Below are 22,750 nucleotides of genomic sequence, written 5' to 3'. Positions count from 1 at the left end.
GCGCGACCGTCAGTTCGGCAGGTCGAGCGAGCCGTCCTCGGTGAAGGCGAAGAACGGGTTGTGGGCGAGCTCCCAGAGGTGGCCGTCCGGGTCCTCGAAGTACCCGGAGTAACCGCCCCAGTCCGTCGCCGCCGGTGCCTTGACGACGATGGCGCCGGCCGCCACCGCCGTCTCCAGTGCGGCGTCCACGAGGGCCTGGGACTCCAGGTTCACGGCGAGGGTGACACCGCGGAACGCCGGTTCGCCCGCGGACGGCACGCCCGCGTCGGCGGCCAGCTCCTCGTGCGGGAACAGGCCGAGCACCGAGTCGGCGGTGCGGAACCAGACGATGTTCGGGCTGGAGGCGGCGGAGCGGTGCCAGCCGAGCGCCTCGTAGAAGCGGGCGCTGCGGTCGAGGTCGGCCACACCGAGGGTGACGATGCTGAGCCGGGCGGGGAAGGACGAGGTCGCTGTCATGCCCGCCAGCCTAGAGAGGGGCACTGACAGCGGCGCTCCGGACGGGTCCGTCCGGAGCGCCGCGGCCGATCCTCCGGGCGGGCAAAGGGCCTGATGACCCGGTAGGTCGGGCCACGTATCGTTGCCCGGGTGCCGACGGCACGGTGCGGACGGCTAGGGCAGGGGGTGCGGCGCGGGATGACGCGGGCGAGCGGAGGGGGCCGGGACGGCCGGTTCGGGGATGGTGCGGGCACGGTGGATCCGTTCGACCGCCCGGACGATCCCCTGGACGGCCCTCCGGGCGGGTACCCGGCCGGCGACCTGGAGGAGTTCCTCGCCGTCGAGGAGGAGCTCGCCCGCCGCAGTCTCGTCGCGGCCGACTTCCCGGTGTTCGGCGTCGTGCCGGTGCTGGGTCAGGGCGGCGCCGCCCTGGTCGGGTACGGGCACGACGGGTACGGGCACGACGGGTGCGGGGCGGACGGCTACGGCGCGGACTTCGGCGGGACGGTCGCAGGCGCGGGCGGCGGAGCGGTGGGCGGCGCGCCCGGCTGGATCGAGATCGGCTTCGGCGACCGGACCTCCCCGGCCGGCCCGTACGTCACCGTGCGCACCCACCGGCCCGGCGCCGACCGCTACGAGCCGCTGCCCGAGCTGGAGGACGTGGTCGAGGACGAGCGCGACCGGGTCTACGAGCAGTTCGGCGTCGACGAGGGCGACACGCCCGGCCGGGTCCGCGCGCTCCGGGAGTGGATCACCGTGGACGGCGAGTCGCGCGCCGTCGAGGTGCACGAGGACCGGCGCGGCCTGTGGTCCGGCGCGGCGCTGCCCGGCTGCTGCCCGATCGGCGGGGTCGAGCCGGTCTGGGCCGGCCGCTTCCGGGTGGACGGGCTGACCGTCACGGTCTGCGGGCGCGGTGTGCCGCCGGGCGGCGTCGAGCTGGCGCGGATCCGTGACCACGAGCGCTATCTGAGCGGCCGCACCGCGCTGCTGCGCGAGCTGGCGGTCCGCCGCGGCCGGCACCTGCCGGTGGAGCGACGCGAGCTCTCCCCGGTCACCGGGCTGGAGGCGCACCGGGCGGTGATCGCGCACGGCATCAGCGAGGCCGCCGCCCTGGAGGCGCGGCTGCGCTCCGGGCGCCCGCCCAGGCCGCCCCGGGGGGCGCGCGCCGAGGCGGGCGCGCTGCGCTGGGAGGCGGCGGTGCGCCAGCAGATGCGGCTTGCCTCGGAGACCCGCGAGGAGGCCGCCGAGGCGGTCGCCGCGATGGTCGAACAGCTCGGCCGGCTCTCCCAGTTGACGCACTGGGTGGTGGGGACGGCGGAGGGCGACGCGGCGGTGGAGGAGTCGATCCGGTACACCGTGTTCGCCAGCGAGGTGGCGAGCGTGCCGGCGCAGCGCGCCTGGCAGCAGGTGCGGCTCGGGGAGCGCGGGGAGCACCGGATGGGCGAGCAGCTGTGGCTGGCGGCCTGGGAGCAGTGGCGGGCGGCCCGGACCGGCGGGCGCTGAGCCGACGCGGAGCCGACGGCCCGTCAGTGGACGTACGGCGGGTGACGGTTCACCGACCCGTGGTGTGACCTGTGGTGACCGGGCAAAAATTGAGCAATGGGTTTGCATAAGGTCGGCAAATGACCACCCTGACGAGGTGTCCGCGTCATCGGGTGTTCACCGCGCGGGCAGAGTCTGCTGGGCGTCGACGACCATGCTCGACACCTCGCACGCCACGCGCCGGGGACCCCCCGGTCGGCGGCCCACCCCTCAGGAGTGACTGCCATGTCGCTGTCCCGCCGGGACTTCGTCAACCGTTCCACCATCGTCGGGGCCGGCGTTCTGATCGCCGGCAGCGCCGAGGCCCTGGCCAGCGCGCCGGGCGCGATCGCCGCCCCGGCCGGTGGCGAGGTGCCGGTCGCCGCGGCCGCCGAGGGCGAGCGCGTCGCCGTCGGCTACGGCCCGCTGGTCGCCGACCCGGAGGGCCTGCTGGCCCTGCCGAAGGGCTTCAAGTACAAGGTCCTGAACCGCGCCGGCGTCAGCAAGCTGCGCACCGGCGAGTTCACCCCGAGCAACCACGACGGCACCTCGGCGTTCGAGGACGAGCGCGGCGGCAACCTGCTGGTCGTCAACCACGAGCTGGGCGGCGCCCGCGCCAACTGGCCGAACCCGGTGCCGCTGACCGAGGGCCACGTCTACGACCCGGGCGCGGCCGGCGGCTGCACCATCGTGCACGCCAAGGCCAACGGCAAGGTCGAGCAGTGGGTCGGCATCGCCGGCACCGCCACCAACTGCGCCGGCGGCGTCAGCCCGTGGGGCACCTGGCTGTCCGGCGAGGAGACCGAGGACAAGGCCGGCAAGAACGGTTTCACCAAGGACCACGGCTACATCTTCGAGGTCGACCCGTTCGACGACGACTACAACCGCGACCCGCAGCCGGTCAAGGCGTTCGGCCGCTTCGCCCACGAGGCCGTCGTCGTCGACCCGAAGCGCGGCCACGTCTACCTGACCGAGGACGCCTCCAACCCGAACGGCCTGCTGTTCCGCTGGACCCCGCCGGCCGGCTTCAAGCACGGCCGCTACCAGCTGCGCAAGCTGGCCGCCGACGCCGGTGTGCTGGAGGCCTTCAAGGTCTTCGACGCCCAGGGCAAGTTCATCGACGACCTGTCCCGCGCCACCACGGTCGGCACCACCTACGGCGTGGACTGGGTCAAGGTCCAGGAGCGCGATGCGAGGACCGTCTCGATCCGCAAGCAGTTCAAGGACGGCGAGGTCACCCGCGCCCGCAAGCTGGAAGGCATGTGGTGGGGTGACGGCGGCTTCTACTTCGTCTCCAGCTTCGCCCGCTCGGAGAGCCCGCTGCAGCACGACGGCCAGGTCTGGTTCTTCAACCCGGCCCGCCGCACCATCACCCTGAAGGTCCTGCTGGGCGTCAACACCGACGTCTGGGGCGACCACGACAACTTCGACGGCCCGGACAACATCACCGTCTCGCCCTACGGCGGCATCGTGATCGCCGAGGACGGCGAGGGCGTCTCGCACCTGTTCGGCGCCACCGAGGACGGTCTGACCTACGCCATCGCCCGCAACGAGCTGAACATCGGCACCGCCGAGAAGCCCGAGTTCAGCGAGTTCACCGGCGTCACCTTCTCGGACGACGGCAAGACCCTCTTCGCCAACATCCAGACCCCGGGCATCCAGCTGGCCATCACCGGCCCGTGGCACCGCCTGAACGAGCACAAGCGCGGCCAGGGCTACGGCCAGTGAGCTGAGCGCGAGTGATCGTCAGGGGCCCGCTCCTCGGAGCGGGCCCTTTCGCGCACCGGACCCTCTCGCGGCACCGGGCCGTCAGGGCTCGGCGGGCAGCCGCAGCTGGAGCATCGCGAGCAGCCGCTGCTGCGGCTGCGCCAGGTCGATGCCGGTCAGCTGCTCGGCCCGGCGGACCCGGTAGCGCAGGGTGTTCGGGTGGATGTGCAGGGCGTCCGCCGCGACCCGGACCTCGCCCAGCGCGTCCAGCCAGGCCAGCACCGACTCGGCGAGCCGGGTGCCGTGCCGGCGGTCGTACTCGGCGAGCGCGGTGAGCCGAGGGTCGCGCAGGCCGCCGCGCTCCTGGAGCAGCGCCAGCATCTCGCTGACCAGCACCTCCGCCTGGACGTCGATCAGCGCCGCGACCTCCAGGTCCACCCCGCCGCGGCCCATCGCGTCCAGGATCCGGTCCGCCTGGGCACGCGACTCCGGCACCCTGGCCAGGCCGTCCACCGTCGAGCCGATCGCCGCGCGCAGCGGGACGCCCAGGTGGTCCCGGGCCGCCTCGACCACCTCCTGCGCCCAGCCGCGCACGGTGGTCATCGGCAGGTTGGCGGGCAGCTCGGGCAGCAGCACGTAGACCCGGGACTCGATCGGCGCGAGCAGCGCGGCGCGGTGCCGGGCCGCCGTGTGCACCGAGATGAGGCCGGTCACCTCCGCCCGGGTCAGCTGCTCGGTGGTGCCCGCGCTGTACGCCAGCACGGTGGCCGGGCGGCGCAGGTCCAGGCCGAGGTGGGTGGCCAGCGACTGCGGGCCGGTGGAGCCCTCCAGCAGGCCGGTGAGCAGGGTCTGGGTCAGCCGGACGTCCGCGGACAGCTCCCGGCGCCGGCGCACCAGCTGGGCCGCGGCCACCCGGGCCGCGCCGACCAGCGCCTGCTCGGCGAGCGGCGCCAGCGGCTGGGAGCCCTCCTGCACCCAGATGGTGCCGAGCGGCTGCGCACCGGTCCGGATGCCGATCGCCAGCCGGCGGCGCAGACCAAGCTCCGGGTGCGGGTCGACCGCGATGGCCGTGTCGGAGCTGCGCAGGTGCTGGAAGACGCCCCACTCGCGGAGCTTGGACAGGTACGGCTCGGGGCCCTGCCAGCCGAGGATGGACAGCCGGCGCAGGTCGTCTACCTCGTCGGAGTCGGAGGAGCGGGAGTAGGCGAGCACCCGGCTGGAGGTGTCCTCGATCGAGACGATGCCGTTGGTGAGGACGGCGACGGTCTGGGCGAGCGAGAAGAGGTCACCGGCGTTGTGCTCGGCGGCGCCGGGCGTGTCCGGGGCGTCCGGCCCGGCGATGATCGCGCGGGCGAGCGAGTCGAGGTGCTCCCAGCGGGTCTCCCGGCGCACCGAGAGCAGTGCCACGCCCGCCTCGGTGGCCGCCTCGCGCAGCGCGTCGGCCTGCCCGGGGGCGTCCAGCTTGACGGCGACCGCGGCGGCCCCGGCCCGGCCGGCGGCGCGCAGCGCCGGGAGCGCGGCCCGGCCGCGGGCACCGATGGCGAGCACGAGCTCGCCGGGGGCGGCGGTCGGCGGGTCCTCGGGGTCGAGGATGGCGACGTCGCGGACCGGGACGTCCAGCCCGTGCGGCGCCGCCTGGAGCTCGACGAGCGGCTCGCCCAGGGACATCAGCAGCTGGCGGAGCGGGAGGCCGGGGGTGGTCATACGGGCCTCCTCGGGGCGTCCGGTGGGGCTCCGGCGGGGCGCCGGCGGGGCGTCCGGTGGGGCTCCGGTGGCTGGTGACCCCGGTTCTTCATCCGAGCGGACAACGCCGTCCGAATGATTTTAGCCGTCCGGCCAATCAAGCGGGCCCCGGTGCAGGAATAGCGTTCGTCATGTGGCCGGCGTGCGACCCGCGCCGGCATCCCCCCGCAAGAAACGAAGGAGAGCGTGCGCTCATGGACGCTGTGACCCAGGTCCCCGCGCCGGTGAACGAGCCGGTCCACAGCTACGCCCCGGGCAGCCCGGAACGGGCCCGTCTGGAGGCCAAGCTGAAGGAGCTGGGCGGCCAGGAGCCGGTCCAGCTGACCATGACGATCAACGGTGAGCGCCGGATGGGCGGCGGCACCGAGTTCCACGTCGTCCAGCCGCACAACCACGCGGCGAGGCTCGGCACCCTGCGCAACGCCACCCAGGCGGACGCGCAGGAGGCCATCGACACTGCCCTGGCCGCGGCCCCGGCCTGGCAGGCGCTCTCCTTCGACTCCCGCGCCGCGATCTTCCTGCGCGCCGCCGACCTGCTGGCCGGCCCCTGGCGCGAGACGCTGGCCGCCGCCACCATGCTCGGCCAGTCCAAGACCGCGCAGCAGGCCGAGATCGACACGCCCTGCGAGCTGGTCGACTTCCTGCGCTTCAACGTGCACTTCGCCCGCCAGATCATGGCCGAGCAGCCGATCTCCTCGGACGGCGTGTGGAACCGCAGCGACCACCGCCCGCTGGAGGGCTTCGTCTACGCGATCACCCCGTTCAACTTCACCGCCATCGCCGGCAACCTGCCGACCGCCCCGGCGCTGATGGGCAACGTGGTGCTCTGGAAGCCCTCGCCCACCCAGCAGTTCTCCGCGCACCTGCTGATGCAGCTGCTGGAGGAGGCCGGCCTGCCCAAGGGCGTCATCAACATGGTGACCGGCGACGGCCTGGACGTCTCCGCCGTCGCGCTGAAGCACCCGGCGCTGGCCGGCATCCACTTCACCGGCTCCACCGCCACCTTCCAGCACCTGTGGCGCGAGGTCGGCAACAACATCTCCGGCTACCGCACCTACCCGCGGATCGTCGGCGAGACCGGCGGCAAGGACTTCCTGGTCGCCCACCCGTCCGCCGACAAGGCCGTGCTGAAGACCGCCATGACCCGCGGCGCCTTCGAGTTCCAGGGCCAGAAGTGCTCCGCCCTGTCCCGCGCCTACGTCCCGGCCTCGATCTGGGCCGAGCTCAAGGACGAGTTCCGCGACGAGGTCGAGGGCCTCACCATGGGCGACGTCACCGACCTGGACAACTTCATGTCGGCCGTCATCGACGAGCGCTCGTTCGCCAAGAACAAGGCCGCGATCGACCGCGCGCAGGCCGACGCCGAGGTCGAGGTCCTGGCCGGCGGCACCTACGACGACTCGGTCGGCTACTTCGTCCGCCCGACCGTCCTGGTCTGCGAGAACCCGGCGAGCGAGTACTTCAAGGACGAGTACTTCGGCCCGATCCTGGCCGTGCACGTCTACGAGGACGACAAGTACGACGAGATGCTGGCGCAGATGGAGTCGGTGTCGGCCTACGGCCTGACCGGCTCGATCATCTCCCAGGACCGCGAGGCCGTGCAGCACGCTATGCACAAGCTGCGCTTCGCCGCCGGCAACTTCTACATCAACGACAAGCCGACCGGCGCGGTCGTCGGCCAGCAGCCGTTCGGCGGCGGCCGGGCCTCGGGCACCAACGACAAGGCCGGTGCCAAGCAGAACCTGGCGCGGTGGACCTCGACCCGCTCGGTCAAGGAGACCTTCGTCCCGCCGACGGACTACCGCTACCCGCACATGGGCTGAGTGCCCCACCGGGACCCCCTCGCGGTCCCCTGACGCCCCCGGTCCCGCAGCCGGGCGGCGTCCCCACGGGCGGCGGACCCCACTCCCCGGTCCGCCGCCCGTCTTTCTGCCACCCTTAGAAGCACCAGCTCCAGGAGTCACGATGCTCCGTTCCGCCCTCCTCGCGGCCTCCCGGTCCTCGCAGGTCCGCACCGTCGTCGAGAAGTTCCCGCCGACCCACGCGATAGTCGAGCGCTTCGTCGCCGGCGAGGCCCTCGACGACGCCGTCACCGCCTGCGACGACCTCGTCGCCACCGGCCGCAAGGTCACCCTGGACCACCTCGGCGAGGACACCCGCGACGCCGCCCAGGCCGCCGGCACCGCCGAGGCCTACGAGTACCTGCTCAAGGCGCTCAAGGAGACCGGTCTGGCCGCCGGCGCCGAGGTCTCGGTCAAGCTCTCGGCCGTCGGCCAGTTCCTCCCGGTGGACGGCGAGAAGATCGCCCTGGAGAACGCCCGCCGGATCTGCGAGGCCGCCGCCGACGCCGGCACCACGGTGACCCTCGACATGGAGGACCACACCACCACCGACTCCACCCTCGGCATCGCCCGCGAGCTGCGCCAGGACTTCCCCTGGCTGGGCGTCGTCCTCCAGGCCTACCTGCGCCGCACCGAGGACGACTGCCGCGAGTTCTCCGGCGCCGGCTCGCGCGTGCGCCTGTGCAAGGGCGCCTACAAGGAGCCCGAGTCGGTCGCCTTCCAGGGCAAGCACGAGGTCGACCTCGCGTACGTCCGCGCGCTCAAGATCCTGATGGCCGGCGAGGGCTACCCGATGATCGCCTCGCACGACCCCAACATGATCAAGATCGCCGGCCAGCTGGCCCAGTGGAACGGCCGCAAGCGCGACTCCTTCGAGTACCAGATGCTGTACGGCATCCGCCCCGAGGAGCAGCTGCGCCTCGCCGACGAGGGCAACACCATGCGTGTGTACCTCCCGTACGGCCAGGAGTGGTACGGCTACTTCATGCGCCGCCTCGCCGAGCGCCCGGCCAACCTCACCTTCTTCCTGCGCGCCATGGCCACCCGCGGCTGACGCGCACGAACGCCGAACGGCCCGCGCCCCCCACCGGGGGCGCGGGCCGTCGCGCGTCCGGGTCCTACAGGAAGTCCTTGGTGTCCAGTTCGAAGTCGAACGGCGCCGGAAGCGCGAGCGGCTCGCCGAAGGCTGCCAGGTGCACCTCGGTGTACTCGTCGCGGTGCGGGTTGCTGAAGAGGCTGACCCGCGATCGGTCGCGGTCGATGAGCAGGTAGAGGGGGATCTTGGCGCGCGCGTAGCAGTGGCGCTTGGTGATCCGGTCCTGGTCCGGCTTGCTCGATGTCACCTCCGCCACCATCGCCACACCGTCCGGCTCCATCCACGACGGGGCACCGCGGAAGAGGCGCAGTTCCCTGGGGGCGAAGGTGGCGTCGGGGATGACATGGTTCTTCGGGCAGAGTCCGCCGCTGACGAGTCGGAGGCCCTTGCCCCCTGACACCTGCATATGGATCTGGGATTTTGCCTTCACCTGGTCGATCAGCAGGTCGATGTAGTCCTCGTGATCGCCATCCGGCGGTGGTGCCACGCTGATCTCTCCCTCGATGAGCTCGGCCCGGAAGCCTTCGGGGGAGTGCAGGCTCAGGAAGCTCTCCAGCAGGATGTCCTCCTGCGACGGGGAATCCGTGATCGGTTTCTCATGCGCCACAGCACTCATGATGCCCCTCCTTCAGGTGGACGTCACGCTAGTGCCGGGTCGATCGGGGTTATGCCATGTGCGCGCGGTTTTCATCCGATGGTGTGAGGCGGTGGGCGCCGGGGAGCCGGCATCGTCCGCGCGCGCAGGCGGAGCGGCCCGTCGGGGGAACCGACGGGCCGCTCCCGGCTGGGCTTCCTTCCGTCATGGCCACCCGCGGCCGTCGGGTGCGTTCAGGAGCCGTCGCTGCGGATCAGGCGGAGGGTGGGTCTGGTGGTCTCCGGCGGCTGCTCGTCCGACAGGTCCAGGTCCAGGTCCGGGAAGGCTCGGCGGGCCATGGCGCGCATGCGTGTCTTGCGTTCGTCGTCGGCTTCCTCGTCGCCCGGGTAGAGGACGAAGCACTGGGCGCCGGTGGCCTCGTCCTCCCAGTGGTAGCTGCGGTAGTTCGGCGGCGGCTGTTCTTCCGGCACGGGGACCTCCGGTGGTCGGGGGTCCCCACCGTAGGCGACCGGCCGGTGCCGGGAAAGGGCCGGGAGTTCGGCCGGGCGGGGGACCTCGCCGGGTTGTACGCCGGGCTTTCACCCGATCGTGCGAGAGGGAACGGCGAGGAGTGACGGGGACGACGGCGCCCCCGGCGAGTGCCGGGGGCGCCGTCGGGGGTGGGTCAGAGCATCGCGGCGGCGGGCTTGACCATGGCGCGGGCGGTCTTGGCATCGACGTACTCGCCGATGGCGGTCATCACCCACTCGCCCGAGTACTGGCGGATCAGCTTGCACATCACCACACCGGTGTGCGGCTCGGAGTGGGTGAGGTCGAAGCGGACCAGCTCCTGGTTGGTGGCGGCGTCCACCAGGCGGCAGTAGGCGTTCTTGACCTCGGTGAACTTCTGGCCGGAGAAGGAGTTCACGACGAAGACCAGGCCGCAGACCTCCGGCGGGAGGCCGTCCAGGTGGACGGTGATCGACTCGTCGTCGCCGCCGCCCTCGCCGGTCAGGTTGTCGCCGGAGTGGGCGATGGCGCCGTTGAAGATGCCCAGCTTCATGAACCAGGCGGTGTCCAGCTTCTCGCGCTGGGCGTCGAAGGCCAGGCAGGAGGCGTCGAGGTCGATGTTGCGGCCGCGGCCGGCGGGCTCCCAGCCGAGGCCCATCCGGACGGCGGACAGGAAGGGCTTGCCGTTCTTCTCCAGGGAGACCGAGCCGCCCTTGGTGAGGCTGACCCGGCCCTTGTCCAGGGTGACCTTGGTGAAGGACGGGGCGGCGGCGGGCGGGGCCGGCGGCGCGGGGGGAGCGGGCGGCATCGGGGGCGCGGTCTGCGGCATCGGCGGGGCGGAGGCCATGGCGAGCCGGGGGTCGACCGGGGCGGCGGGCGCCGGCGGCGGGGTGACCGGGGCCGGAGCGACCGGGGCCGGAGCGACCGGGGCCGGGGGTGCGACGGGCGCCGCGGCCGGCTGCTCGTCGACGCTGACGCCGAAGTCGGTGGCGATGCCGGCCAGGCCGTTCGCGTAGCCCTGGCCGACCGCGCGGACCTTCCAGGCGCCGTTGCGCTGGTAGACCTCGACCACGATCAGCGCGGTCTCCCGGCCGAGCGGCGGCGGGGTGAAGGTGACCAGCACCGTGCCGGTGGCGGCGTCCCGCACGGTCGCGGTCGGCTCGATGCCCGCGAAGGTGGCGCCGGACTCGTCGGGGCTCGCGGTCACCACGATCTTGGTGATCCCGGCCGGGACGGCGGCGGTGTCGACGATGATGGCGTCCGGCGTTCCGGCGGCGGCCGGACGGTGGGTCACACCGGGCCCGTTCGGGGCGTTGTAGAAGACGAAGTCGTCGTCCGAGCGGACCTTTCCGGCGTCGGTCAGCAGCAGGCCCGAGACATCCAGCGCCTTGGGTGCGGTGACCTCGACGGTCACCCGCGCGGCGGTCAGCGGGGCGTTGCCGCCTTGGGTCAGGACCGTGGACACGAACTCCTCCTGGGATGCGGTGGTGCGGCACCGGCCCCGGCGTTTTGGGGCGGCTGTGCCGGCTGGCGACCACAGTAACGAACGAGCCCGGTCTGATGAGCCCGAACGGGGCGCTGACCTGTTGGGTTGCCCGACCGCCGGCGGGCCGCGGTCCGACCGGGGAACGGTGCGGCGGTCAGCCGGCCGGGGCGGCGGCGCGGGGTGCCGGCACCGGGGCCGGAGCAGTGGTTGGCGCGGGGGCCGGTGCGGGGGCCGGTGCAGGGGCCGCCGGAGGTGCCGGGAAGGTGCCGAGGGCGGCGACGGCGCGCGGGCGGCCGATGCCGAAGGCGCTGGCATTCCAGGACCCGGGGGTGCGCGGGCCGACGCTCCGGGACGGGCCGGCCTGCCCGGCGGACCGGGTGCCGCGCACGGTGAAGGTGTAGCGGCCGGGGCGGACGTCCGTACCGGGCGGGGTGGTGAAGCGGTAGACCGCCGCGCCGCGCTCCTGGTGCGCGGTGACCACGGCGCCGGCGAGGTCCGTCCACGCGGTGCCGACGCCCGGGGCCGCCGTGCCCGGGGCGAGGCGGAACTCGGCCTGCAGCGCGGTGAGCGGCTCGCTGACGGTCAGTGCGAGGACGTGCCGGGTGCCGTCGCGGCCGAGCGGCTGGACCACGGCCGCACCGGCGAGCGCCTGGTCCTCGACCGCGTCGGTGCCGACGGCCGGCCGGGTCACGCCGGTGTCCTTCGTACTGCCCTTCGTCGGGCCCGGCGCCCCGCTGTCGGTCGCGGGCTCGGCCGCGCCGTCGGCCGTGGTGTCGGCCGTGCCGAGGGTTCCGCCGGTCCACTCGCGCGGGGACGGGGCGGGCATGCCGGGGTCCGGGGCGGCGGGGACGAACGGGCGGGGCGTGGCCGACGAGGGGGAGGGCGCGGGCACGGACGGCGACGGCGACGGGGAGGCGCCGGCCGGTGACGGGTCCTCGGCGGGTCGGCGGGCGGTCTGCGCGCCGCCGGCCGCCGCCGCGAGCTGCTCGTCGGCGGACTGCGGGTGGTCCGGCCGGCCACCGGCCAGGGTCTCCGGGGCGCCGGGGCCGGGCTGCTCCGTGGCGGGCCCGCCGTTGACGCCGTGTCGGGGCGCCGGGCCCTCGGCGAGCGGCGCGGTGGACGGGGAGCCGTCGGTGCGGGGCACGGACGGGCCGGCGGAGCGCTGGGCGGGCACGGAGTCGGGGGCGCGGGTGCCCGCCGCCGGGCCGGAGGCGCCGGAGGTGGGCGTGCCCGGGGCGGCGGAACGGCGGCCCGCCGTCGCGTTCGGCCCGGCGGCGTCCGGGCCGGAGGCGGTCCCGGTGCCGGAGGTCGTGCCGTTGCCGCCGATGCTGTCGGGGGAGGTGGACGGGCTGGGCGGCGGCGCGCTGGAGCCGACCCGGGCGACCCCGGCCCGGCGACCCACGCCCTGCTGCTCGTTGAGCAGGAAGGTGGTGGCGATGCTGATGCCCACGACGGTCGACATCGCCATCGCGGCGCCGGAGAACCGCAGGGTGGGCAGCCGCAGTCGGCCCCCGAACGGGCCGGGACGGCCGTGCCGGCCGTGGCGCGTGCGGTACCGGTCGGACGCGTGCGTCGCGTCCTGCCCGGTGTCGTCGGACAAGGTCACCGGACCCCTCCCTCCCCTGAAGTCGCCGTTGCGGTCGTGGCATTCTCCCACGTGCCGACGGCTGTGCCGGTGCCGCCGGACCGGGCGGACGGCCGCCGGCTCCCCGGTGCGGCCGGCGCGTTCGGTCCGGTCCCGTCGAATCCGGTCCGGTCCGGTCCGATGCGGTACCGGCTGGTCCGGTCCGGTCGGGGACGTCGTCAGGATTCGTTCGGGCACGGTCCGGCCGGGTCGTGCGGGGGCGCGCGTGCGGAGTCCGACCGGACGCGCGCGCGGGCGTGCGCCGGCAGGGGGACGAGCGTAGCAGCGGGCCCCCGGGCGGTGGCCAGTGGTCGGACGGAATTGATCCAATCCGTGGACAACCCTTTGACCAGCGGAAGTTGACGGTCCGTCTGACAAGGCCGGTAAGGGATACTCGACCGCTGCGGGGATTATTGCAACCCCCTTGCAACCCTTGCCCGAGCGCCGCGCGGCGGAGCACGCTGGAGGACATCCCACGCCGTCCCGGAGAGACCGTCATGCCGCCCGACCCGCTGCCAGCACCCTTCAGTGCCCCCCTCGCCGCTACCCCCACGGGCGGCGATGAGGCAGGCTCCACCGCCGCTCCGGCGGCGGTGGAGGAGGTGTTGACGCTGCGGATCTCGTTGGGCGAGGAGGTGGTCGGAGAGGTCCGTACGCGGTTCCGGTTCGACGCCGCGCGCCCGTACGAGGTGCTGCTGACGTTCCACCTGGGGAGGCCGGACGAGGCCGACTGGGTGTTCTCGCGCGAACTGCTGCGCGACGGCCTCCGCTCGTTGAGCGGCCAGGGCGACGTCAAGCTGTGGCCGGCGTACTGCCCGTGCCACGGCTCGACGTTGCACCTGGCGCTCGAGTCCCCGCACGGCAGCGCCCTGCTGGAGGCCTCCAGGCCGAAGGTCCAGGAGTGGCTGGACCGCACGTACGCGATGGTCTCGGAGGCGGCCGAGCAGGCCCACGGGCCGAGTGACGACGAGCTCTCCGAACTGCTCGCCGGCGGCCACTGAGCCCGGCGGACGGAGGGCCCCGGGGCGGTGGCCCCGGGGACGGTGGGCCGCAGGGGCGACGAGGGTTACGAGGGTCGCGGGGGCGGCAGGGGCGACAGGGGGAGACGGTCGGTTCGCAGACGCGGCGGCGCGGACCCGTCGGCCGGGGGGCGCGGGCCCGGTAACGGCGGTGTCCCGGGCAGCCGGACCGTCCCACCGACCAGCCCCGCGCGGAGCCTGCGCACGGCCGGCGCCGAGGAGGTCGGCAGCAGGTCGTACGGATCGTCCGGGCCGGCCACCGCGACCAGCACCGACTCGGCGAAGCGGTACGGCCGGTGGGCCAGCAGGCCGCCGAGGTAGCGGCGCAGCCGGGACAGCTCGGCCCGCACCGTCACGGTCCGGGCCGGGTCCCCGAACAGCGCGTCGGCCAGCTGGGCGGCGCTGAGGCCCTCGCGTTCGGTGGCCAGCAGGAGCAGCAGCTCGGCGTGGCGCGGGCTGAGCGCGTGCGACCAGCTGCCGGCCGCGCCGTGCACCGAGAGGCCGGGGCTGCCCGCGCGGCGCAGGTCGAGCCGGACCCTGGCCCCCTCGGCCTGCTCGGCCAGCAGTCCGGCGGCGGGGCCGGCGGTGTCCCCGCCCGGGCCGCCGGGGCCGTCCGGCTCGCCCGGTGCGGCCGGTGCGGTGTCCTGCGGCAGGAGCGGGCGGACCAGCCAGCCGTCGGCGAGCGGCTCGATCACGCACTCGCCCAGGCTGGGCAGCCAGTGCACGGCGGCCGAGTTCCAGCCCTCGGCGGGCAGCCGCAGCCGGGCCGGTGGCGGCAGTCCCGCCGCGGCCGCCGTCCAGCCCGCCGCGTCCACGACCAGGGCGGGGCCGTTCACCCGGGCCAGCATCGGGGCGGCCAGGGTGCGCAGGTGGTGCAGGGATTCGAGCCGGCGGGCGCGCAGCTCGGTCTCGGCGAGCTTGGCGGCGGTGGCGGTCAGCTGGAGCAGGTACGGGCGGACGGAGTGGGCCGGGCCGCTGAGGTTGATCGCGCCGATCAGCCGGCCGGTGCCGGGGTCGTGCACCGGGGCGGCGACGCAGGTCCAGGAGTGGTGGCTGCGCAGGTAGTGCTCGGAGGAGTGGACGTGCATCGGGCGCTCGGCGCGCAGGGCGGCGGCTATGCCGTTGGTGCCGACCCGCTCCTCCACCCAGCGGGCACCGGTGAGGAAGCCGATCCGGTCGGCGCTGCGGCGCAGGCCGCGTTCGCCCTCCTGCCAGAGGATGTGGCCGTCGGCGTCGGTGATCGCGAGGATCAGCGGGGGCTGCTCGACCTGCTCCACCAGGGTGCCGCGGAGGATCGGGAGCAGCGGGTCGAGGCCGCTGGCCCGGCGGCGGTGCTCGATCTCGGCGGGGCCGAGGTGGACGGCGGCGGCGCCGGCGTCCGGGTCGAGGCCGAGGCGGCGCAGGCGTTCCCAGGAGTCGCCGATCTCGGGGCGGGGCTGGTGGAAGGGTGGGTCGTCGGGGGCGGCGGCGTCCCGGTGGGCGGCGCGGGCGGCGGCCTCGGCGAGGGCGCGCTCGTGGACCTTGGCCAGTTCGGCCGCGCTCTGCGCGGTGCGGCGTTCGGGTCGTCGGGTCTGCCGTCCGGACTGCCGCACTCGTGTCGCTCCTCGCCGCCGTTCGAGGGCGCGCCGGGGCCGACGCGCTGACGAAAGCGTACGGGCGCCACCGGTTCCTGGGGATGGGGTCTGCCAACTCGGAATACCAGACGGTATGAGAGTGGTCATGCCAACGAATTGTGGCTCGTGCGTTCTAGCGGGCGGGCGTCTGCTGCTGGGCGGTCTCGACGGTGTGGTGGAGGTCGGCGGTGGCATCGAGGCAGGTCACGGCGGTGAGGGCGAGACAGGCGGTCAGGGCCAGGGCGGCGGTCCGGCGGGCGGCGACCGCCCCGGCGGGGCGTGGGTGGAGCAGGGCGGCGACCCGGCGGGGGACCGGTCCGCCGTGGGCCGCGGGGGCGTGCCGGGGGCGGCCCGGCCAAGGGGAGCGGCCGGCGGCGAGGGCGGCCCGGCCCACCGCGCGGGCGGTCACCCTGCGGTCGCCGACCCGGGCGGCCGCGGACTCGTCGGCCCAGCGTTCCAGGTGGTAGCCGAGCGGTGCGCGCAGGGCCCGCAGGGCCGGGTGGGCGGCGGCCGCGTGGGCGGCCAGGGCGAGGAACAGGTGGTGGCGGGCGGTCAGGTGGGCGCGCTCGTGGGCGAGCAGGGCCGCGCGCTCGGGGGCGTCCAGGGCGCGCAGCATGCCGGCGGTGACCACGATCCGGCCGGGTTCGGCGGGCCGGCCGGGGCGGCGCGGGCGGCCGGGCAGGGCGAAGGCGTCGGCCTGCTCGTCGGGCAGGACGGCGAGTTCGGTGGCGGGCGGGGTGGTGAGCAGTCGCCTGACGCGCTGGGTCCACGGGGTGCGCGCCCAGCGCACGGGTGCGCGCGGGGGGCGCGTGTCCGGATGCTGGTCGTTCGGGCCGTGCGGCGGGCCCGGTGCCCGGGTGGCGGCGTCGGCGTCGGTTCCCGCGGCGCGCCCGGTGGAGGTCGGCGCGGTGGAGGCGGCCCGGGGGGAGGTGGCGTCGACGGCGGTGCGGGCGGCGTCCAGGTCGCGTCGGCGGAGGCGTACCGTGCGCAGTCCGAGGGCCACGAGGGCGGCGAGCGCCAGGGCGGCCGACACCGCCGCCGCCGTCGGGGTGCCGGGCGGTCCGGCGGCGAGCCAGTGCGGCGAGAGGTGGCCGAGGGCGGCGACCGGCGGGAGCCGGAGCAGTCCGGCGACGGTGAGCAGGCCCAGCGAGCACAGCGTGCCGCCCGCGAGCACGGCCGCGGTGGCGGCCAGCGTCCAGACGGCGGCGCGCGGCGACAGCGCCTCGGCGAGCCGGCGGGCCGGCAGCACGGCGAGGAAGGGCAGCAGCAGCGGGGCCCAGACCGCGACGATCACCGGGCGGCGTCCTCGTCGCCGAGCAGGTCGCGCAGCAGCCGCTCGTCCGCCGCGGAGAGGTCGGAGACGAACCGGGCGAGCACCGTCGAGCGGTCGGCCTCCCGGCCCAGTTCGGCGTGCATCCGGCGGGCGGCCAGTCCGGCGGGGTCGGCGACCGCGGGGACGTAGGCGTAGCCGCGTCCGGCGCGGGTGCGGTGCACCGTCCCCTTGTCGTGCAGCCGGGCGAGGATCGTCGTCACGGTGGTCCGGGCCAGGTCGGCGCCGAGCGACCCCTGGACGTCCTGCGGCGTCAGCGGCCGGTCGGCGGCCCAGAGGGCGGCGAGCACCTCGGCCTCCAACTCGCCGGCGGGCCGGCGGGCGGACGGTACGTCGGACATGGCGGGGGTTCCTCCAGCTATCGTCTACAGTCATGTAGACCGTCTACGTGACTGTAGACGGTCGGGCGTGCGCTGCGGTGCCGCCCACCAACGTACGGGAGGTCCGCCGGTCGTGTTCCAGTCGTTCGCCGATGCGGCGCCCGCCGGCACGGAGGTGTTCGGTGTGCTCGGTGCGCTCGCGGGGTCCGTATTCGGTCCGTTCATGACCGGTATCGACCGTTATGTGTCGATCACCCCGCTTCTGGTAGTAGTTGTCTCCATGCTCCTGATTGTTCTCGAAGTGTTCGGCGTCCGGCGGGCCCACCGTCGCGGTGGTGAGGTCCGGTGATGACGTTCAACGAGCTGGCCGTGTACGACGGCAGTGGCATCGACGGCGGCCTGTACCGCCGAGTGGTCGGCTGGGCGGACGCCGCGCCGCACTGGTTCAACCAGCTGGTCGAGGTGTGGTCGCTGGTCGGCCTCGGCCTGTTCGCGCTGCTGATGCTGGCCGCCTGGTGGCGGGCGCGCGGCAGCGCTGCGGCGGTGCAGGCCAGGGTGCTGGCCTCGCCGCTGATCGTGGTCGTCGCCTACGCGGTGAACTCCGGCTTCAAGGGGCTGGTGGAGGAGGTCCGGCCGTGCGACCAGCTGCACGTGCGCAACACCCTGGAGACCTGTCCGGGCGCCGGTGACTGGTCCTTCCCGAGCAACCACACGGTGATCGCGGTCGCGGCGGCCGTCGCGCTCTGGTTCGCCGACCGGCGGATCGGCGCCGTCGCCGCGGCGGCCGCCGTGCTGATGGGCGCCTCCCGGGTCTGGGTCGGCGTGCACTACCCGCACGACGTGCTGGTCGGCGCGCTGGTCGGCCTGCTGGTGGCCCTCCCGCTCGCGCTGGCGGCCGGTGCGGCCGGTCCGCTGGTGGAACGGGCCCGTTCCGGCCCGCTGCGGCCGCTGCTCGGTGCGGGTCCGCAGGCGGTCGCGGCGCCGGCCGGTCGGCCGGTCGGCGCCCGGCAGGACTGACGGCACCGGAGCGGACCCCCGACCGGGGCGTGGCCGCCGTCCCGGCCCTTGTGCGGCCGGGGTGGCGGGGAGAGCATGTGAGCCGGGCGCGGCTGCCCCCCAGGGGAGCACCCGCCCGGCTCAGTCGTGCCAGGGCGCCGCGCGCGCCGGGCGTGCCAGTGGAGGGAAGTGCTGCCCATGCCGTACCGACTCGACATCACCCAGGGGGACTGGCCGGCCGAGGAGCTCGCCAAGGGCGTCGAGGGGCTGCTGGCCGAGGCGATGGTGCTCACCCTCGCGACCGCCGGCCACGAGCACGGCCCGCACGCCAACCTCGCCTTCTTCGCCCACGACGACGACCTCGTCCTCTACTTCGTCAGCGAGCGCGCCACCCGGCACAGCCACCACCTGGCCGAGGAGGCCCGGGCGGCGGCCACGGTGTTCCTGCCGCCGCCGGTCTTCGGCGAGCAGCTGCGCGGCCTGCAGCTGACCGGCAGCGCGGGCGAGGCGTGGGGGCGGCAGGCGGAGGCGGCGCTGGCGGCCTACCAGGGGCGTTACCCCGCCTTCGCGCAGGACGACGAGGTCCGGCGGCAGTTCCTGACCGGGGGCGGGGCGGCGGCGCTGTACCGCTTCCAGGTGGAGGAGCTGACGGCGGTGGACGAGCCGAAGTTCGGCCGGCGGCACTACCTGCGGGCGGCCGTGCGGCGCTGAGCCGCCCGGCCCGGTGGCGGGCCGGTCCGGTGGTCGAGAGGCGGGCCCGTCCGCCAGGTTGTCTGTACAACTTATCGGCCGGTTCATCTGGGATCCGCCGTTCGGACGCCCCTCGGACACCCGGCGGCATCAGCCTGGCCGCATGAGAGTCATCGTCGTAGGAGCAGGCGTGCTCGGCACCATGCACGCCTGGCAGGCCGTCGAGCGCGGTCACGAGGTCGTCCACCTGGAGCGCGAGGCGGAGGCGCGCGGCGCCTCGGTGCGCAACTTCGGCCTGGTCTGGGTCAGCGGCCGGGCCCAGGGCGAGGAGCTGGACACCGCGGTGCGGGCCCGCGAGCTGTGGGAGCGGATCGGCGGGCAGGTGCCCGGCCTCGGCTTCCGCGCCAACGGATCGCTCACCGCGATCCGCACCGAGGCGGAGCTCGCGGTCGCCGAACAGGCGCTGACGCTGCCCGACGCCGAGCTTCGCGGCTACCGGCTGCTCGACCCGGAGCAGACCCGGGCCCTCAATCCGGCCCTGCGCGGCAAGCTGCTCGGCGCCCTGCACTGCGAGCGGGACGCCGCCGTCGAGTCGCGCGTCGCCCAGCCCGCGCTGCGCGCCGCCCTGACCGCCACCGGCCGGTACACCTTCCTGCCCGGCCGCGAGGTCCGCGACGTCATCGGCGAGAACGCCGTCCGCGACGACCACGGCGACGTCCACACCGGCGACCTGGTCGTGTTGTGCACCGGCGCCTGGCTGGGCGGCCTGGTCCGCGAGCTGGCGCCCGGGCTGCCGGTCCGCAAGGTGCGGCTGCAGATGATGCAGACCGACCCGCTGGGCGAGCCGCTGACCACCTCGGTCGCCGACGGCGACTCCTTCCGCTACTACCCGGCCTTCGCCGGCAGCGCCCTGGACCGCCTGCGCGAGGTCCAGCCGCAGTCGCCGGTCGCCGCCGAGCACAAGATGCAGCTGCTGATGGTCCAGCGGCTGGACGGCGGCCTCACCATCGGCGACACCCACGAGTACGACCAGCCCTTCGGCTTCGACGTGGTCGAGGACCCGTACGACCACCTGGTGGGCGTGGTCGAGGACCTGCTCGGCCGCCCGCTGCCGCGGATCCGCCGCCGCTGGGCCGGCGTGTACGCGCAGTGCGTCGACACCACCCGGGTCGTCCACCGCGAGCGCGTGCGTGACGGCGTCTGGCTGGTCACCGGCCCCGGCGGCCGCGGCATGACCTGCTCGCCCGCCATCGCCGAGACCACGGCGAACCTCGCCAACCTGTAAGCCCGCCTGTAAGACCGTCGGAGGAACTGAACATCATGTCGTACGACATCAGCCTGGTCGTCCTGGACATGGCCGGCACCACCGTGGCCGACGACGGCCTGGTCGAGCGTGCCTTCCAGGCCGCCGCCGGCTCGCTCGGCGTCGAGGCCGGCAGCCCCGAGCACGCCCGCATGCTGGAGCACGTCCGCGCCACCATGGGCGAGTCCAAGATCTCCGTCTTCCGCCACCTGTTCGGCGAGGAGGAGAAGGCCCAGCGCGCCAACACCGCCTTCGAGGCCGCCTACCACGACCTCGTCGACGCCGGCCACTGCGAGGCGCTGCCCGGCGCGGCCGAGGCCATCGCCGAACTCCGCGGCCAGGGCCGCAAGGTGGTCCTCACCACCGGCTTCTCCCGGGCCACCCAGGACCGCATCCTCACCGCCCTCGGCTGGGAGTCGATCGCCGACCTCACGCTCTGCCCCGCCGAAGCCGGCCGCGGCCGCCCGTACCCCGACCTGGCGCTCACCGCGCTGCTGCGCACCGGGACCGACTCGGTCCGTCGGATCGCGGTGGCCGGCGACACCGGCTACGACATGCTGACCGGTTCGCGCGCCGGGGCCTCCGTCGTCGCCGGCGTCCTCACCGGCGCCCATGGCGAGGAGCGCCTGCGGGCGGACGGGGCGACGCACGTGCTGGCGTCCGTCGCCGGGCTGCCCGCGCTGCTGGCGGGCTGAGCCGGGGGCCGGTACACCGGGCGGGCGCGACGGGAGGCGCGCCCGCCCGGCCGGCTTTCCACACCCCAAGTACGCTGACCGGCATGAGCCTTCGCGTGTACCAGATCGCCGTCGACGCCCACGACCCGGCCGCCCTCGCCCGCTTCTGGGTGGAGGCGCTCGGCTGGAGCGTCCTGCTGGAGAACGCGAACGAGGTGGTGGTCGGGGCGGACGAGCACAGCTGGCCGGGGCTGGTGTTCCTGCCCGTCCCGGAGGAGAAGGCGGGCAAGAACCGGCTGCACCTCGACCTCTCCCCGGACGACCAGGAGGCCGAGGTGGCCCGGCTGATCGCTCTCGGGGCGGTGCCGGTGGACGTCGGACAGTCCGCGGAGGTGGGTTGGCGGGTCCTCGCGGACCCCGAGGGGAACGAGTTCTGCGTCCTGGAGCCGAAGCACTCGCTGGTGGTCTGAGCCTCCGCCGGCCCGCGCGGCCCGCCCGGACCCGCTGTGGCCGGTGCGCCCGCCGGCCTGTCAGCCGCGCGGCTCCACCGTCGCCGCGAGGGCTCCCGGCAGCTCGGCGCAGACGGTTCGCAGGCGCCGGGTGAGGTCCTCGCGGGTGTGTCCGGACGGTTGTGCCACCCATTCGGCGAGGGCCTGGTGGAACGCGGACAGCAGCATGTCGAGCGCGAGCCGGGCGTGTAGCCGGGCGGCGCCGTCCGCAGTCGCGTCCAGCGTGAAGCGCCGCACCGCGACGGCGACCGCTTCCCCGCCCACCCGGTCGCAGAAGGCCAGCCCGTGGGCGCTCATCGAGGGCGTCCGGGCGGCCAGTTTCCGGCTCGCCAGCACGCGTTCGGCCCAGCCCCCGTCCGGCATCCTGCCGATCGACTCGACCAGGGCGTCCTCGTACAGCGAGACCAGCCGACGCCCGTCCGGCGGGCAGCTCTCCAGGACCTCCAGGAACACCGCCCAGAGGTCCTGGGTGGGCGCCATGGCGACGTCCTCCTTGCTGCTGAACGTGCGGAAGAAGGTCCGCTTCGAGACCTCGACCGCCTCGCACAGCCGGTCCAGTGTCACGCCGTCGAAGCCGTGTTCGCCGAACAGCTCCAGCGCGGTGTCGATCAACGCCTGCCGGGTGCGCAGTTTCCTGCGTTCACGCAGCGGCGGCTTCGCGGGGGCGGCGACCGTCTCGGGAGTCATCGTGGTCAGCCTATCGCGGCAAGTAATGCCACCTGTAGGCTTATGCCACTCAGTGGCAGAATCTTGGGGAGGACCTTCCATGCGTGCACTCCTGGTCGACAGCTCGGCCCCCGGCCGCCTGCGCCTCGGTACGGCCCCCGATCCGGAACCGGCCCCGCACCAGGCGCTGATCCGGGTCACCGCCACCTCGCTCAACTACGGGGAGGTCGCCTTCGGCCTCGACTCGGCGGCCGATGGCACGGTCCTCGGCTGGGACGCCGCCGGAATCGTGGAACGTGCCGCCGCCGACGGTTCCGGGCCGGCGCCCGGCACCCCGGTGACCACCCTGATGCCCGGCGGTGCCTGGGCCGAACTGCGGGCCGTCGACACCGGGCTGATCGGCGTGGCACCCGCCGGGGCCGACCCGGCGGACCTCGCCACCGTTCCGGTCGCCGGTGCCACCGCCCTGCGCGCCCTGCACCGGGTGGGGCCACTGCTCGGCCGTACCGTCCTGGTCACCGGGGCCACCGGCGGAGTCGGCCGGTACACCGTCCAGCTCGCCCGCGCCGCGGGGGCGCACGTGATCGCGTCCACCGGTGCGCCGGAACGGAACGGCGCTCTGCTGCGGCGACTGGGGGCGCACGAGGTGGTCGGCTCGCCGAAGGAGTCCCTGCGGCCCGTCGACGGCGTGATCGACCTGGTCGGCGGGCCTCAACTGGTCGAGGCCTACGCGGCCTTGGCTCCGGGCGGCACACTGGTCGCCGTTGGGCACAGTGCGGGCAGCGGGGAGACCTTCCCCTTCGGCGCGCTCTTCGGGGACCGGGACCGGCACGACCGCAGCCTGGTGACCTTCATGCTGCTCGCCTGCACCGGCCTGGACCGGGACCTCACCTGGCTGGCCCACCGCGTCGCGGCGGGGGAGTTGGACCCGGGCATCACCTGGCGCGGCGGCTGGAGGGACACCGCGGACGCCGTGGACGCCCTGCTCGCCGGCCGGCTCCACGGCAAGGCGGTGCTGGCCTTCGACGACTGAGCCGTATGAGGCGTATGAGGCGCAGGGCCGTTGCGGTCGGGGCTCCTGGAGTGCGACGGG

The 22,750-nt window shown here is 74.6% G+C and carries 22 protein-coding genes; 12 read left to right on the top strand and 10 right to left on the bottom strand.

Annotated elements, in window-relative coordinates; all coding sequences use genetic code 11:
• Window positions 1-9: 9 nt before the first annotated feature.
• The gene (locus ACFVUH_RS19325; RefSeq protein WP_355369074.1) at window positions 10-456 is read right to left on the bottom strand and encodes a VOC family protein; all 447 of its coding nucleotides are present in this window, start codon (window positions 454-456) and stop codon (window positions 10-12) included.
• Window positions 457-690: 234 nt separating this feature from the next.
• Between ACFVUH_RS19325 and ACFVUH_RS19320 the strand changes: the two genes are divergently transcribed.
• Both ACFVUH_RS19320 and ACFVUH_RS19315 read left to right on the top strand, forming a co-directional pair.
• Window positions 691-1,938 carry a hypothetical protein gene (locus ACFVUH_RS19320; protein WP_387914512.1) on the top strand — a complete coding sequence of 416 codons (1,248 nt, stop codon included), beginning with the start codon at window positions 691-693 and terminating at the stop codon, window positions 1,936-1,938.
• A 264-nt stretch (window positions 1,939-2,202) separates the two neighbouring features.
• On the top strand, window positions 2,203-3,684 hold the full coding sequence (locus ACFVUH_RS19315) for an alkaline phosphatase PhoX (protein ID WP_355369070.1): 1,482 nt from the start codon (window positions 2,203-2,205) through the stop codon (window positions 3,682-3,684).
• Window positions 3,685-3,765: 81 nt separating this feature from the next.
• Here ACFVUH_RS19315 and ACFVUH_RS19310 read toward each other — a convergent pair whose 3' ends face one another.
• Entirely contained in the window at window positions 3,766-5,367 is a 1,602-nt protein-coding gene (locus tag ACFVUH_RS19310; RefSeq protein ID WP_355369068.1) for a helix-turn-helix domain-containing protein, read from the bottom strand.
• Window positions 5,368-5,600: 233 nt separating this feature from the next.
• Here ACFVUH_RS19310 and pruA point away from each other — a divergent pair, with 233 nt between their 5' ends.
• Window positions 5,601-7,229 (top strand): L-glutamate gamma-semialdehyde dehydrogenase, encoded by a 1,629-nt coding sequence (gene pruA, locus ACFVUH_RS19305; protein ID WP_387914509.1) that lies wholly within the window; start codon window positions 5,601-5,603, stop codon window positions 7,227-7,229.
• Between the two features lie 142 nt (window positions 7,230-7,371).
• Window positions 7,372-8,301 carry a proline dehydrogenase family protein gene (locus ACFVUH_RS19300; protein WP_355369064.1) on the top strand — a complete coding sequence of 310 codons (930 nt, stop codon included), beginning with the start codon at window positions 7,372-7,374 and terminating at the stop codon, window positions 8,299-8,301.
• Window positions 8,302-8,365: 64 nt separating this feature from the next.
• On the opposite strand, the gene ACFVUH_RS19295 is transcribed toward ACFVUH_RS19300, so the two are convergent.
• The 4 genes from ACFVUH_RS19295 to ACFVUH_RS19280 form a co-directional block, all read right to left on the bottom strand.
• The gene (locus ACFVUH_RS19295) at window positions 8,366-8,959 is read right to left on the bottom strand and encodes a Uma2 family endonuclease (RefSeq protein WP_387914507.1); all 594 of its coding nucleotides are present in this window, start codon (window positions 8,957-8,959) and stop codon (window positions 8,366-8,368) included.
• 212 nt (window positions 8,960-9,171) lie between these two features.
• Entirely contained in the window at window positions 9,172-9,408 is a 237-nt protein-coding gene (locus ACFVUH_RS19290) for a hypothetical protein (protein ID WP_387914506.1), read from the bottom strand.
• 194 nt (window positions 9,409-9,602) lie between these two features.
• A complete protein-coding gene (locus ACFVUH_RS19285; RefSeq protein WP_387914505.1) occupies window positions 9,603-10,892 on the bottom strand; it encodes a TerD family protein in 1,290 nt (429 codons plus the stop codon).
• Between the two features lie 175 nt (window positions 10,893-11,067).
• Window positions 11,068-12,519 (bottom strand): hypothetical protein, encoded by a 1,452-nt coding sequence (locus tag ACFVUH_RS19280; RefSeq protein ID WP_387914503.1) that lies wholly within the window; start codon window positions 12,517-12,519, stop codon window positions 11,068-11,070.
• 623 nt (window positions 12,520-13,142) lie between these two features.
• Here ACFVUH_RS19280 and ACFVUH_RS19275 point away from each other — a divergent pair.
• Window positions 13,143-13,538, top strand: a complete 396-nt coding sequence (locus ACFVUH_RS19275) for an SsgA family sporulation/cell division regulator (RefSeq protein ID WP_355369056.1) — start codon at window positions 13,143-13,145, stop codon at window positions 13,536-13,538.
• 65 nt (window positions 13,539-13,603) lie between these two features.
• Here the strand turns inward: ACFVUH_RS19275 and ACFVUH_RS19270 are convergent, their stop codons facing one another.
• The 3 genes from ACFVUH_RS19270 to ACFVUH_RS19260 all read right to left on the bottom strand — a co-directional run bounded on the left by ACFVUH_RS19270 (window position 13,604) and on the right by ACFVUH_RS19260 (window position 16,840).
• A complete protein-coding gene (locus ACFVUH_RS19270; RefSeq protein WP_387914502.1) occupies window positions 13,604-15,148 on the bottom strand; it encodes a GAF domain-containing protein in 1,545 nt (514 codons plus the stop codon).
• 154 nt (window positions 15,149-15,302) lie between these two features.
• Window positions 15,303-16,463, bottom strand: coding sequence for a M48 family metalloprotease (locus ACFVUH_RS19265; protein ID WP_387914501.1), 1,161 nt, complete (start codon window positions 16,461-16,463; stop codon window positions 15,303-15,305).
• On the bottom strand, window positions 16,460-16,840 hold the full coding sequence (locus tag ACFVUH_RS19260; protein WP_355369050.1) for a BlaI/MecI/CopY family transcriptional regulator: 381 nt from the start codon (window positions 16,838-16,840) through the stop codon (window positions 16,460-16,462). The genes ACFVUH_RS19265 and ACFVUH_RS19260 overlap by 4 nt, the downstream gene beginning before the upstream one ends.
• A gap of 112 nt (window positions 16,841-16,952) precedes the next feature.
• Here ACFVUH_RS19260 and ACFVUH_RS19255 point away from each other — a divergent pair, with 112 nt between their 5' ends.
• The 6 genes from ACFVUH_RS19255 to ACFVUH_RS19230 all read left to right on the top strand — a co-directional run bounded on the left by ACFVUH_RS19255 (window position 16,953) and on the right by ACFVUH_RS19230 (window position 20,952).
• Window positions 16,953-17,168: a hypothetical protein gene (locus ACFVUH_RS19255; protein WP_387914500.1), complete on the top strand. Its 216-nt coding sequence runs from the start codon at window positions 16,953-16,955 to the stop codon at window positions 17,166-17,168.
• The gene (locus tag ACFVUH_RS19250) at window positions 17,168-17,836 is read left to right on the top strand and encodes a phosphatase PAP2 family protein (protein ID WP_387914498.1); all 669 of its coding nucleotides are present in this window, start codon (window positions 17,168-17,170) and stop codon (window positions 17,834-17,836) included. The genes ACFVUH_RS19255 and ACFVUH_RS19250 overlap by 1 nt, the downstream gene beginning before the upstream one ends.
• Window positions 17,837-18,013: 177 nt before the next feature.
• A complete protein-coding gene (locus tag ACFVUH_RS19245; protein WP_355369044.1) occupies window positions 18,014-18,526 on the top strand; it encodes a pyridoxamine 5'-phosphate oxidase family protein in 513 nt (170 codons plus the stop codon).
• A gap of 142 nt (window positions 18,527-18,668) precedes the next feature.
• Complete coding sequence (locus ACFVUH_RS19240) at window positions 18,669-19,790, top strand: TIGR03364 family FAD-dependent oxidoreductase (protein WP_355369042.1); 1,122 nt, start codon at window positions 18,669-18,671, stop codon at window positions 19,788-19,790.
• A gap of 35 nt (window positions 19,791-19,825) precedes the next feature.
• Window positions 19,826-20,503 carry a phosphonatase-like hydrolase gene (locus ACFVUH_RS19235; protein ID WP_387914496.1) on the top strand — a complete coding sequence of 226 codons (678 nt, stop codon included), beginning with the start codon at window positions 19,826-19,828 and terminating at the stop codon, window positions 20,501-20,503.
• A gap of 83 nt (window positions 20,504-20,586) precedes the next feature.
• On the top strand, window positions 20,587-20,952 hold the full coding sequence (locus ACFVUH_RS19230; protein WP_387914495.1) for a VOC family protein: 366 nt from the start codon (window positions 20,587-20,589) through the stop codon (window positions 20,950-20,952).
• Window positions 20,953-21,012: 60 nt separating this feature from the next.
• Here the strand turns inward: ACFVUH_RS19230 and ACFVUH_RS19225 are convergent, their stop codons facing one another.
• Window positions 21,013-21,678, bottom strand: coding sequence for a TetR/AcrR family transcriptional regulator (locus ACFVUH_RS19225; RefSeq protein WP_387914494.1), 666 nt, complete (start codon window positions 21,676-21,678; stop codon window positions 21,013-21,015).
• Window positions 21,679-21,757: 79 nt separating this feature from the next.
• Here ACFVUH_RS19225 and ACFVUH_RS19220 point away from each other — a divergent pair, with 79 nt between their 5' ends.
• On the top strand, window positions 21,758-22,690 hold the full coding sequence (locus ACFVUH_RS19220; RefSeq protein ID WP_387914492.1) for a zinc-binding dehydrogenase: 933 nt from the start codon (window positions 21,758-21,760) through the stop codon (window positions 22,688-22,690).
• Window positions 22,691-22,750: the final 60 nt, after the last annotated feature.

The organism is Kitasatospora sp. NPDC058032, assembly GCF_042885845.1.
GTDB lineage: Bacteria > Actinomycetota > Actinomycetes > Streptomycetales > Streptomycetaceae > Kitasatospora.
The sequence above is the reverse complement of the archived record's forward strand: the minus strand, read 5'-3'. Positions and strand labels throughout refer to the sequence as shown.